Below are 14,100 nucleotides of genomic sequence, written 5' to 3'. Positions count from 1 at the left end.
AATTTTTATTAGTCAAATTCTAATCTTAAATTTCCTATTAAATAAATATAATTTCTATTGTTTAAAATTAAAAATCCCAAACAATAGAAAAACAATAAAATTATTTTACTTTTTCAACATATCTATAGCAGGCTGAAATCCATAGTTTTTAGCATATTATAGATATTCTTTTGACTTATTTAAATCACGATTAACTCCCAACCCATTTAGATACATATAACCTAAATTAGAAGCCGCTACAACTTTTACGTCTTGATCTGACTGACTATATAGTGAATTAAAAGTAGTTAATGCTAATTTATAATTTTTAGAACAATTATTACCTAACAAATATTCAGAACCAACGCTTAAACCAGCAGATAAATAACCTTTATCAAAAGATAATTTATATAAATCACAAATCTCAGGATTAGCAACTCCATCTGATTTATATTGTAATACTCTAGCCTTCAATGCATACCCTACAGAAACATTATGTTCTATTAATTTATTTGACAAATCAATAACCTTATCCAAATCACGATAACCTTCAAGATTAGGCATTTCTCCCAAGTACAAAACAGCTAAATCAGCATAAGAAAACCAATACTTTTTATCAATTGCAATATTATTATATTTAACAAACCCCTCAACATTACCTTTTTGGAATTCGATCAAAGCTATCTCTGAAAAAGAAGCAGGAATATATTCTTTCGATTGATTTAATAATAATAATGCTTGATCTAAATTTTTATCTACACCAATCCCTCTGCTATATCTTGCACCTAAACTATGTATTGCCAGAGGATTTCCTAGATTAGCTGCTTCTTTTATTAATATAGTTGTGGAATTAATATTACCATCTGCTTCATATTTTTTTGCTAACCAGAATTTTGCTTGAGGATTCTGATGCTCTGCAGCATATTCGATATATTTTAATCCTTCTGCCTCATTTTTATCATAAAACTCTCCATAAAATTTTAATTTTCCTAAGATATAGGCATCAGCAGATCTTTTATCATTGTGTTCTAAGCACTTTTTACTACTATCATTAAAATTTTCAAAGTCTATTTGACAATTTGGTATCAATTTTTGATTGACTTCATTTTTTAGACTTATTGGGATCTGTCCACATTTGATCGTGCCATACTCATTTGCAATTTCACATGGGATTGAAATTATATTTGGATTTTTATCCTCAATAGTATTTATCTTTGAGTTTGTACATCCGCCAAGCAAAAACACAAATGAAAAATTAAATATCAATCTATTATACATCAAATGCCCTATCTAAAGACTCCAAATAATTAGATTACCGTAAATTAAACAAGATTAAATTTCGACCTACCCAATTATTTTTAATGAATTATTTCCAATAAGAATAATAAATTTATTTGCTTTGCAAATAACATCTATTTAATGTTCCATTAATTGTATGACTTAATATAATGTTCCATTTATTTTCTATTTGCTTACCTATATCTCCACCACCTAAAATTTTATTGCCTACTAATTCCTGTGGAGGAATAACTTCTAATTGTCTTGTTCCTTGACAAAAAATATTTGCTTGATCTTTCTTTTTTAAAAAAACCCATCCCCTGTCTTCAATCAAATTATTTTTGATAATATTGAATTGTTGCATGGATAAATTATTAGAACTGATTTCATAAAATACATCACTAGAAGAATATGATTTGTAACTTCCCTCATTTTCTAACTTATTTTTAAAAATTTCTTTAGCTTCATGTTTTAGCTCTTCATTTATAGGATCATTACTTTGTCCTCTACCAATATTATTATCTTTCACACAAGCTACTAATAAGATAATTAAAAAAAAAGGAAGTATTTTTACCATTACTCTTCTCCTGATACGAGCCCTATTCCTGCAAAATTTCCATTAATGCCACTACTACCAACAACTTCATGTGCTGTAGCCCCATATACCATACTATCTTTCGGTACAACAGGTTTAACTCTATTATATCCAACTCCTAAAAGTGGAGTTCCTACTAGTCCCCTAACTCATTACTTAAAGTTTGTGGTGTGCCCACTTGGTCATAGTGGTAAAAGGCAACACGTTCTAATTCAGCTTTGTTCTTTCTGGTTTCAGTTTTCCATACAGGATCTTTATAAATCGAATAAGGTACGTTTTGGAATTGGCGATAGTCAGGTGTTTCTATCAGTTTAATAAAGCCTGCATAATCTGTCTGTAATAACGGTACAAAGCTATTCGGTTCATAAACATAGTGTTTGGTATAGTCTTGCTGTTTTGATTGAGTTTGGTTTGCTTGATATGACTCCCATATCATTAAATCACCATCCCAACCAAATAATGTCAGACTATTTTCATTCGCATTATTCTTAAATAATCGGCGACCAAACACATCATAACCATAATCAGTAATTATTTACAAAGATCATCACCCCATTTATTGTAAGAATACAAAACACCATCGACATTATTTTTTGGTAATTTTCCACCTTTAAAATCATAAAGTTCCCCATTCCCAACAATTACTACATTGATACGATTATTCAAACCTAAACAATATGTATTAACGCCTACTCCTTTTCCTTTAAGCATCCATCCATCTTTTTCTAATAAATTTGTTATTTCTAATATTTTCTGACTATTATTAGAACTCTTTAGATCAAAATATGAAACTTGTACTTCTGCTCTTCGTAATGAATCAATAACGTCCAAATTTTCACCTAAAACAGTTTTCATTTTTTCATCAAAAGGGTATTTATCTGAAGGTTCATTATAAATTTTATTACTACTGCATCCTATTAAAGTGATCATAGAACATATTAAAAAACTTAAACTGCAAAATTTCATATTTAATCCCTAATTTTTTCTGTAAGAGAGCGGCCTTGACCTTCAACACCATATCCAACATTAAAATCAGCACCTGGAGTACCAACCCCAATTTCAAAACCTTTCATCGTTTTAGAGGTAAAATAAGCTTTAACTTTTTCACTAACCGATGTAGAACTTGTATCAATAGGTAATACTAAACCTGCACGTACTCCCCATATACCACCACTTGCACTTCCTGCTAAACCAGTTAAAAATGCATCTGTATTATTTGCATCACTATCCTTTACTGGTTTATTAAAAATATAACCTGCCATGCAACTAGCCGAAAACTTACCTTTTAATTTTGTAAGATCAGAAGCACCTAGTTTTTTAGTTCCATCAAGTACCATCACAGCATTCTTACCTATCGCTTTAGCACCTTTTACATCTGGCCTTGATGATGCACCTACTTGAAATACCTTACCATTATGTAGGTTAGTAATCTCTGCGTAAGCAAAGGGGCCTACCCCTCCCGAACAATAAACATAATCGAATAATGGAGGCCCTTGCAACCGACAAATATCACCTGTTTTCATCCAACAGTCATAATTTCGATAACCTTCGTATTCTAAATTTGCTGAAGCTTGACGACTTAAACCGATAAATTCTCCACCATAGGTTACTTGCAATCCCAAAGCATCTACCCACAAAGTTGGATTAATTACATAACTGTAGTGATTCAATCCTGCGTATAAATCTATGGGGTCTTTACTCATATATCTTGCACTATACGGATCGTAATAACGATAACGGTTATAGTGTAAGCCTGTTTCTTTATCGTAATATTGCCCCTGAAAACGAATATTACTTTGTTGCAATGGATTGTCTTGGTTTGTTGTATTAATTTCTAAAGCTGTGCCCCATGTATCTTGTTTGATTTCCCAAACACACTCGCCTAACTCATTACTTAAAGTTTGTGGAGTACCGACTTGGTCACAGTGATAAAAGGCAACACGTTCTAATTCAGCTTTGTTCTTTCTGGTTTCAGTTTTCCATACTGGATCTTTATAAATCGAATAAGGTACGTTTTGGAATTGACGATAGTCAGGTGTTTCAATTAGTTTGATAAAGCCTGTATAACCAGTCTGTAATAATGGTACAAAGCTATTCGGTTCATAGACATAGTGTTTGGTATAATCAGTTTGCACTTTTGATGATTTCACTGATTCCCAAACCATCTGATCACCATCCCAACCAAATAAGGTTAAACTCTGGTCTTGATGATTATTCTTAAATAATCGGCGACCAAATACATCATAACCATAATCTGTGATTTGACCATTGTTGTCACTTTGAATCAGGCGGTTTAAGTTATCCCAAGTTAACTTTAAGGTCTGACCTGCTTGAGTGGTTTCAATCACATTGCCCTGCGCATCATATTTATAATGTTTGCCTTGATACTGGCTAATCAAGTTATTTTTCACTTGCGCAGCTTGTGTCGCTATTGGATCAATTAAGTTCCCCGCAGGATCAAAACTAAAGCTTTCCGATTTAAATGGATTTTGGGTTTTGATTAGACGCCCGATTGGATCATATTGGTAATTTAACTTACCTAAACGGCTATCATCGACTTGAGTCAGCAAATAGTTGTTATCATAGTGATAATGACGTTCTACTTGAAATTGTACCCTGTCCGTAATTTCTTGTTCAGGGCGAATGACTTGTGAGCTGAGTAAGCCCACAACATTATAATTCTTAGTTTGCACTAAACCATTGGCCAGCAGTCGTGTGGTTTCACGATGTAAATCATCACGTTGGAATGCCACCATATCTTGTTGGTTAAAAGCAATACCATAAATATGCCCTGATCCATAGCTTAAATTGGCTTGTACTTGTCCATCTGGTCGAATGGTTTGAGTCAAGTTACCCAATTCATCGTACTCATAACGTAATACTGCTGTGAGTGGGTTTAGATTCGGTATTTTATAGTGTTGATGCTCACGTACCAATTGTCCAAGTTGATTGCGATAAAAATCAATTTGGCTTTCTGTATTTGTCGCTTTACTGAGTTGATTATTTAAGTTGTATTCAAATTCTTCAACTTGACGATGTCGAGTTTGTAAATGAGTAAATGTTTTTGACGCAATCGAACCATCCGTATGATAGCCAAATTGGGTCAGAATATTTGGTTGACGAATGTGAAACAGTTGCCCATTGTCATTATAGTTGTAATGTTTTTCTTCTCCATCAAAAGTATGTTCACGTACCAATTGCCCGAAACGGTTATAGTCGAATAAATATTCTGCATGGTTTTGATTAATCAGCTTTTTAATACGACCTTGTTTATCCCACTGGTAGCCGATTTGGTAACTCTTGGCATCGATCCGTTCCTCTAATAGCCCAACTTGATTGTATTTATATTTGGTGATTAAGCCTTTGCTATCGGTATGCTTAAGTAAACGCCCTTCTTCATCATGTTCAAATTGTTCTTTTAATCCATCAGGATAAATAACAGATTGAAGTTGCCCCTTGTCTTTACCTTGAGTACTATAGAGATACTGAACTTGTTGTGCATCCGCAGCAGCTTGTGCGGTCAGTGTCCCTTCTTCATCATATTCCCAAGCACTACTTTTCCCGGAACAGTCGGTATACCACACCATCTGCCCAAGATCATTATATTGAATTTTCTTTAAGCCACCTTTGGCATCAATCACTTCAACCAATTGATTGTCATTATTATATTTATACTGGGTGGTATGTCCTAAAGGATTAATTTCTTTGCTGATATTACCATCCTGATCATATTCAGTTTTCCAAATATGACCTTCAGGATCTTTGATTTCAGTTAAGTCCCTTGCTTCATCATAGGCAAATAGGATGATGCCACCATTTGGCTGTACAATTTTCACCAATTGATCTTGATCATTATAGACTTGCTCTGTTTCTAAGCCTGCAAAATCTATTTGGCGCGTAATCCGTTTTCGACTATTTCGTGATATCCACTTTTCACGACCATCGGCTAAACGGGTACGATAGGTAAAACCATCCAAATCAAAATAATAATAGGTCGGAACATCATAAGCATCATAGACGGCCACTTGACGCAAACGTGGATGCCATTCTAAACGTGTTTTAAAACTACCATCATCTGCCCATTCCTCAATCGCCTTGGCTTTGGGTGCGGTAGAGTCATATCGAATATTTTGCCCACGCCCAGTACGATCTGTATAACGGGTCAATTGATGTGCATGGTTATATTCATAACTGCGTGTATGTCGATTTTGATCAATGGCTTTGATCAGATTGCCTTGTTGATCGTATTCATAACGTGCCAATGCTTCTGTTTGTTCATCGACAAATGCGGCAATCACTTTGGCTTGTTCATTAAAAGCAAATTTAACTAAATGTTTAGCGCGCTTCAATTGAAAATCAATCGCTTGTAAATAGGCAAATTGTTCAAACAATAAATAGGTCAGTACTACTTTTTCATCAGTCTGATCATTAAATTGTTGAACGAGGTGATAATGTTTTCCAGCATTAAAACTATGAAAATGGAAATTCCAGTCTGAACCAAAATTCAGCAATAAATCTCCATCGTCATGTGGTGCTACAGTGAAACCTTCAAAGGGTACCTGATACGTTGCATACACAATCGAAGCAGGCAGCTGATGTTTACGTCCATTGCTGTCAATAAATAAATACCCATTTTGGTTTTGTATGATCACATTGGAAAATGGCATCATCCAACGTGCGCCGATCATACTGTGGTCAAACTCATTCATTTGAGAGTTATATTGACGACTAAAGGCAAAATCAACTTTAGGTAAGTAAAAGTCTGAATGATTAATTCGTTCTGCACCAATTGAATAGCTGATACTATGACCTGTTTGTGTATCCGTCCCTGGACAAGGTGGATTATTTAGTGCATCAGATTGTAAAGTGACAAACTCTAAAATATCACCATTGATATGCTGCTCATGTTCGCCTGTTTGGTTTAACGGCACACTGGCTGTGGCTTTTTTACCTTGAGTTTGGATGGCTTTTAGAGTTTCTTGAATCAACCAAGCAAGGCTATATTGAGTTCCTGCATTGCTTTGTTGTTGAATCACTGTAGCAAGTTGTGGTGTCGCCTTAAGCACTTCTTCTGTTAATCGTGTTGCGATATTCGGGGTCATCTTTGCGGTCATGTCAGCTTGTGCAGGTGTACCCAACAAATCAATCAATGGCTGTGCCCAGTTGCTAAACTGCTTGCTGGGATCACGTTTTTCAGCTGTGGCTCCCGCTGAAGCAACGCTGCGTAATCCAGCTACAGCGCTGCTGCTAAAGGCTTGCAGAATTGAAGTCCCCAATGTCGTTGCACTCGACAATAAACCTGATAATTTACCTTGTGTTTCTTGTAGGAATTTTTCTAAATCGCCTGCCATCTGCGCATTTAAGTGTAGCTGCATACGACGTAAATCAGCTTCTTTGATTTTACCATTGGCTGGGTATAAACATTCAGCCATTAAACCCAGCATTGGACGTAAAGCCATACGCACATGTGCTTCTGTATTCGGTTGTAAAAATAAACCGATTAAGTTCATGCTTAACAATGCCGATTGTTGTACGCCTGCCTCGGCTTGCTTGGGTTCAGTGGCAAATAAAATAAGGTCTAAAACACTGCCGGATAATGCAAAGATATTGGCGACTGTCGGTACACTGGCGCTTGCTTTGATCTGTTCTAGGCTGGTATTTCCGCAAGCCTGTAAATAGTTTTGGATTTGATGCGCGATAAACTTATGGTCTTCTGTATGCGTCAGACTGGCCAAATTAAATACTGCCAATTCTACCGCTGGCTTGGTCTCTTTAGCGGCTGGTTGTTGCTGTGTATTTGACCCTGTGGTCTGATTTTTACTGTCTATAAATGCCATAAGCTTAACCTTAATACGTTCTAATTTTTAATTTAATTTCAATCAATTAAAATTCAAAAAAATGTTCAATTATTTATTTCGCGCGTTATATACATCTGGTTGTTCAGCAGCCGTTTTTCGCACAGTCACTTGTTTGGTGACATAACGAGACTCTTCCATATCCATCCGTACCACATCCTTATCCATATCATAAATCGACTGCGGTTTTTTCACTTCGACAGGTGTTGTCGCTTGTTGAGTCTGTTGAGTCAAAATTGGCGCAGGCTGACTGACTTGTTGAGGAATGTTTTGCGGGATCGTGGGTACTGATGCATCGCCTTTTCGAGTGGTAATGCTATAGGTTAAGAAGCGAGAGAAATATTCATCTTTTTTAATAAAATCATCCACTACTTTCACTGGGGCATCTAATCCATTTTGAGCAGCGCCAAATGACTCTGCAACAAAACCTTGCCCCAGTGACGACCCAAATCCTGTTCCAGCAGTTAAATTAGAAACCAAACCGCTGGTCTGTTGAGCAAACAATGCTGAGGCTTGGTCTTTAAAGAAATCGATGCCTTGATCTTTAATGTTTTGTAGGGATTGACTTGGATTAGCAATCATCTGTCCCACATTCATCATCTGTGACGGAGATAAATTTAAATTCAATGCTGAAGAGACTGAACCTAATGCACTTTGAGTAAATTGTTCTTTAAATTGTCCCAAGCTTTGTGTGCCTAAGTCTTTTAAAGCATTTTTGCCCATATCTTTCAATGAGTCAGCATTCAAAGAGAATAAATTGTTTTTGAGTTGGGACATCATATTTTGTCCCACTGAATTTAATGCATTTTGTGCAAAGCTTGTGGCACCACCGACCACTTCTTCTGACCAAGTATAATCACGGTTAAAATGACTTGCTTTATCCCATGCACTCCGTGGATCAGTTTCAAATTCAACTTTGGCAGGGCCAGGTGCAATACCTGTCACTTGGGCAAAGCCATTGCCATTCAGCTTGCCAGACACTTGCTTGCCAAATGAATCAATCACTTTAAAGCCGGTTTGTTTAAAGAAGTCTTGCCCACCATAGCTTTTTAATAAGTCGAGTGCGCCTTTAAGTGGATTCGATGGGGGCAGTTGTGCTGATTTACTCACACTGGCACCCGGCTTAAATGTGTGCTGCCCTGCATTGACCTCAAATTTCCCACCTGTTTTGGGGAAAATCCCTGAGCCATTTAGGGCAATCTGTGATGAGCCACCAGTAATCAACACTTCTTTTGGACTACTGATTTCTATCCGATCTTCTGTAGACGAGATGGTAATCCCCAGTTTAGCAAATACATCTAAAGCATCTGACTGTGCTTGAATTTCAACTTTACTTTGTGCTGCAATGGCTTTAATGCCACCTTGTGCAGCAAATAGGCTTACTTTGCCTAAAGCTTGTCCCAAAAGATTCTTTTGGGTGCTAAGGTTAATACTATCGCCCGCAGTATGGTTAATGATGCCTGTGGCTGAAAGATGGATATCTTCAGGGGTACTTAAGGCAATCCCATCAACAGAACTGAGTAACATGATGGCTTTTTTATACTTGGCAACATCTTTTTCAATTTCTTCTGCAAAAGCTTTGAGTTGCTCAATCGATTCTATTTCATCCGTCTTTTGATTCTTGGCAATATCGCTTAAAACTTTACTGTTGGTCTGACTGCCTTCAAGTTGCTTTTTGGCAAGCTCTGAATCAAGGTGATCACCTTTAGCTTGGTCTTGTTTATAGGTTGAAAGCAGTAAACCTTGCCCTGCACGTACTGCTCCCCATTGGTCAGTCCTCAGTTCAAAGCCTTCACCACGATCATCACTTTCCGCTTTGTCTTTAGGATGACTCAGTTTGCCCAAGTTGAGTTGGCTGGCAGCATGACTACTCTGTAGCTGACTGCTGATTTGGCCAGTAGTATCGTCAAACCTTAGCTGATTGTAGCCACTGCCTTGATACTCTCGACTTTTGATTCCTGCCAGTTTCTTGGTGTCAGGCAGTTTACCTTTGTCATCAAATTTGCTTGGATGACGTTGTGCTTCATGGATGCGCCCAACCACAAATGGACGGTCAATGTTGCCATCAAAGAAATCAATAACAACAATCTCACCGATTCTCGGTAAGAATCGCGCCCCATAGCCTTCACCTGCCCACGGGGTCAGGACATCGACCCAAGCTGAATCTGTGTCATTGTCATTGGAACCCGCACCGCCATCATGGGTATTGTCTTCATTACGGCTAAACAGGAAACGAACTTTGATACGCCCCCATTCATCGACATGAATTTCTTCTCCACTTGGCCCCACTACTTTGGCCCGTTGTGGTGATGCCATCGGTCGGTGTTGTAATGGGTTATAGGCTGGAACCGTGCTGATATTACGACGTTGAATGATTAAATTACTGGCTTGACGTTCATCACTCGTGTTGCTGGTGATTTGACTTGTTTGCCAATTGCTTTGTTGGACTAAAGCGGTGACTTGATCGGTGAGATCTTTAGGTAAGTTATTTTGGTTATAAAAGCTTTTAGCCGTGATTAAAAACTCTTTGTCTGCACCTGAGTGTTGATCTATCTCAGGGTGTTCATTCAGTTCAAACCAATAACCAACATGTGCATCGCGCACTGTTGACGTTGCTGTAAATTGTTTGGCTTGTGAATCGTAGTAGTTGCTGAGGTTTTGATTAAACTTTTCAATCTGACTGTTGCCCGATGGCGTTGCGCCATCTTCGCCATTAAGGTCTTGAATCCAAGCAGGGCTAAAATGCCATGCTTGTTCTAAAGCTAGACTGGCATTGTCATAATTTTCACTATGGCTGTGTTTACTTTGGACACTGCCAGCGCCTTCATCAATATCCAATACATCAGCTTGCCAACGCTGGATATGTACCGAAGTCGGTTGAATGGAACGCTGACCAATAAAATTGGTAATTGAATCAGTTTTTTCTACGGCGCTGCTTCTATGGAAACGAATATTGCGGCGTTCTAAGGCACTAAATTGCGAATTATCATCAATTAAACGAAGCTTTTGTGCTTGGATTTGTTCTGTTGAACTCGACACTTTAAGTTGTGCTTCATCGATCAGCCAGTTAATCCCTTCACTTCTCATCAAACGGGTCAGGAAGTCAAAGTCGCTTTCAGATGCCTGCATAATGAATGGGCGCACATCATAGTCTTTGCTTAAACCACTCTTGTCCAATGTCAGACTTGAAGCAAACAGTGGACTGCGTTGTGCCCATTCTTGGAATACGGTTTGGATCACATCCACAACCGACTTATTCATAAATACTCGAGAGTTTCTACGGTGTTTCCAAAGTGCTGTTGGGTCTTCTACAGTCAGGCGATAGATGGTAAGAGAACCATCAGATGCGCCAATATCGGCTTGGGTCACAATCCCTGAAATACGGGTTAATTCGGATTTATCTGTGACGATATCAATCGCAGCTTGAGTTCCAATAAAGCTTTTTAAAGGGATTGTTGCTGACGTCGCAAGACAGATGAGTTGGAGCCGAACAGCCTCATTGATTTGATGTGTTCCATCGATACGTTGTAGGAACACCTGTTGGCTCAACGCCGAATTAGAAAATTGTACGTGGATCGCACGTTTTTGTGCTGATAAGCCAAGCTGCTCCAAAGCAGCGTAAATATTGTTAGACATGCATTATTATTTAATTCTAAATTGTGATCAATTGTACTAAAAAATTTAGGGCTTTGTCTATACAGACTAGTCTATCTTGTGGTTAATATTTAAGCAAAACTGCATCTATTTTTATTATAACTCATATAAAAGATAAAAATTTCTCATTGTTTTATCAAATATTTATTTAAAAATACGCTCCTGCTTAAAACACGATTATCACACTGAGCTGATGTTTGACTCTCTTTATTTCGATTTGGTCGATTGGCATAATGTGTTTTAAACAGTATGAGTAAACTAAACAGCTTTGAACTGAGCTTATGCCACTACAATCTGTAAAAGTCCTAGAAATAGATCTGCCCTTTTTTAAGAATGCATCATAAATATGAATCACGATTTTCTATTATGATTTTTGGTCTCTATGGTTTTATAGCGGCAATTCTCTTTAATAAAAATAAATGTGATAGCGATCCGCTTTATAAATTTTTTCTAATGATTGATTAACAATTTTAATCAAATGGTCATCTAATTTCACTATAATTCAAGCCAATAATTAAATATAAACCATATTTATCAAAAACTTATAAAACAATATCATTACTTACTCCCCCAGTTTACTCTTCAATAAAATTACAAAACACAACAAATTTCACGTAAATTTTAATAATAACAAAACCAATAATGATTATCATTTGCAACAGATAAAACCAGAGAATTCTAACGATGATCCATAACAATATTCTCGATTGCATAGGTAAAACTCCTTTAATCAGACTCTCAAGGATGTTTACCGATCAATCCATCACCGTTGTCGCAAAAATGGAGTTACTCAATCCAGGTGGAAGTATCAAAGATCGACCTGCATTGTATATGTTACAAGAGGGGCTTAAATCTGGCCTCATTCATAAAGATAGCCACATTGTTGAAAGTTCATCGGGAAATCTAGCAATTGCACTTGCTATGGCATGCAAAATTTACGGCCTAAAATTCACTGCCGTGATTGACCCCAAAATTGCTTCAGCCAACTTGCAAATGTTGAAGCTCTATAAAGCCAATATCGAAATGGTCTCTGAAAAAGATCAAAACGGCGGTTATTTAAAAACAAGAATCGATACAGTACAACGACTTTGCCGCCAGTTGCCCAATGCTGTTTGGATCAACCAATATGCAAATCCCAACAATTGGAAAAGCCACTATTATGGTGAAGCAGAAGAAATCATAAATCAAATCGATCGCAGTATTGATTACTTGGTTGTTGGTGCAAGTACTTCTGGAACAATCATGGGCGTATCTCGCCGCTTAAAAGAAAAATTCCCGCATTTAAAAGTTATTGCAGTCGATATCGTCGGTTCTGTTCTCTTTGGTGGTCACTCAGGCCCACGTGAAATTCCGGGTATCGGTGCAAGTACCGTTCCAGCCCTACTCTCCCCAGATGAAATAGATGATGTCATCTATGTTGATGATTATGAGTCAGCTTTAGGCTGCCGAGAACTCCTCGAACATGAAGGCATTTTTGCGGGTGGATCTAGCGGCTCATCTATTTCAGCAATAAAAAAACTTATCCCGACCATCCCGTCTGGATCATGCGTTTTAACCCTTTTAGCAGACAGAGGCGATCGTTATTTAGATTTAGTTTATGACGAAGAATGGTTCGAAATGATCAAGAGAAGACATTTCAATAAAAATCATCTCAATCAAGAAAATTTTACTTTGCAATCCGTTGTTTAACTCCACTTTTTAGGAAATATTTATGAGTAATTTGGCTAGCCTTCGTTACCTTAGTCAATCAGATTTACTCCATCTTGGTGCAAATCACAGTAATTCGTTTATCGAAGCAATTACTGAAGGCCTCACACTTCACGCAAATAAACAGTTTGTACAACCCTTAAAACCCTATTTACGTTGGCAAGGTGCGGACCATATTGCAGACCGAATTATTGCCATGCCGTGTTATTTGGCTGGAAATGATCCTATTGCAGGGATCAAATGGATTGGCTCTCGCCAACATAATCCTAAGAAATTTAATATTCCTCGTGCCAGTGCCTTAATTGTTTTAAATGACGCTGAAACAAATTACCCCGTGGCAATCATGGAAGGCAGTTTAATTAGTGCGATGAGAACAGCTGCAATTACTGGTGTATCAATTCAATATCTCGCCAAAAAAGACTTCTCAGATATCAGCGTGATTGGTTGTGGTCCGATTGCCCAAATGCAAATCAAAACGGTCTTAGAACAATATCCACAAGTTAAAAAAATACATTTATTTGATCTAAACCCTGAAGCCGCAGAAAAACTTAAAGCTTTATTTATTGGCGAATATCCAAATCTTCAAATCGAAATTCATGAAACTGCCAAGTCGGCGATCCAACAGGCAGATGTATTAATCACTTGCACAGTATCTGACAAACCCTATATCCCGTTTGAATGGCTTAAAAAAGGTTGCTTCGTTTCAAATATATCAATCATGGATATTGAACCAGAAGTTTTCCTCAAAGTTGACAAAGTGATTGTGGACGACTGGGATCAATCCAATAGAGAAAAGAAAGTCATCAATGTGTTGGTTGAAGAAGGTTTATTTAGCCGTGAAAAACTACATGCTGAACTAGGTGACATCATTATTGGGCATAAAAATGGCCGTGAAAATGATGATGAAATCATTTTACTCAACCCAATGGGTATGGCGATCGACGATATTGTTTGTGCGAAATGGTTTTTCAATGCTGCACAAAAACAAAATATTGGCACAGTTTTGCCACTTTTATAATTATAGGAACAATG

General features: G+C 37.3%; 7 protein-coding genes and 1 pseudogene. 2 read left to right on the top strand and 6 right to left on the bottom strand.

The features are described from left to right. Positions 1-156: 156 nt before the first annotated feature. The 6 genes and pseudogenes from ACZ5QH_RS08475 to ACZ5QH_RS08450 all read right to left on the bottom strand — a co-directional run bounded on the left by ACZ5QH_RS08475 (position 157) and on the right by ACZ5QH_RS08450 (position 11,343). The gene (locus ACZ5QH_RS08475; RefSeq protein ID WP_303577331.1) at positions 157-1,257 is read right to left on the bottom strand and encodes an SEL1-like repeat protein; all 1,101 of its coding nucleotides are present in this window, start codon (positions 1,255-1,257) and stop codon (positions 157-159) included. A gap of 112 nt (positions 1,258-1,369) precedes the next feature. Then, positions 1,370-1,834, bottom strand: a complete 465-nt coding sequence (locus ACZ5QH_RS08470; protein ID WP_004820591.1) for a hypothetical protein — start codon at positions 1,832-1,834, stop codon at positions 1,370-1,372. Positions 1,835-1,991: 157 nt separating this feature from the next. After that, positions 1,992-2,384, bottom strand: a pseudogene (locus tag ACZ5QH_RS08465) (RHS repeat-associated core domain-containing protein); the annotation flags it as partial. After that, on the bottom strand, positions 2,384-2,818 hold the full coding sequence (locus ACZ5QH_RS08460; RefSeq protein ID WP_004820588.1) for a hypothetical protein: 435 nt from the start codon (positions 2,816-2,818) through the stop codon (positions 2,384-2,386). The gene ACZ5QH_RS08460 and the pseudogene ACZ5QH_RS08465, both read right to left, overlap by 1 nt. Positions 2,819-2,820: 2 nt before the next feature. Further along, on the bottom strand, positions 2,821-7,689 hold the full coding sequence (locus ACZ5QH_RS08455; RefSeq protein ID WP_464016791.1) for an RHS repeat-associated core domain-containing protein: 4,869 nt from the start codon (positions 7,687-7,689) through the stop codon (positions 2,821-2,823). Between the two features lie 69 nt (positions 7,690-7,758). Beyond that, positions 7,759-11,343: a type VI secretion system Vgr family protein gene (locus ACZ5QH_RS08450; RefSeq protein ID WP_303577333.1), complete on the bottom strand. Its 3,585-nt coding sequence runs from the start codon at positions 11,341-11,343 to the stop codon at positions 7,759-7,761. Positions 11,344-12,045: 702 nt separating this feature from the next. Between ACZ5QH_RS08450 and sbnA the strand changes: the two genes are divergently transcribed. Next, entirely contained in the window at positions 12,046-13,050 is a 1,005-nt protein-coding gene (gene sbnA / locus ACZ5QH_RS08445; RefSeq protein WP_004820582.1) for a 2,3-diaminopropionate biosynthesis protein SbnA, read from the top strand. 22 nt (positions 13,051-13,072) lie between these two features. Beyond that, a complete protein-coding gene (gene sbnB / locus ACZ5QH_RS08440) occupies positions 13,073-14,086 on the top strand; it encodes a 2,3-diaminopropionate biosynthesis protein SbnB (RefSeq protein WP_004820581.1) in 1,014 nt (337 codons plus the stop codon). Positions 14,087-14,100: the final 14 nt, after the last annotated feature.

Source organism: Acinetobacter sp. Ac8 (assembly GCF_055392545.1).
This window is presented reverse-complemented; position numbering and strand designations above follow the sequence as displayed.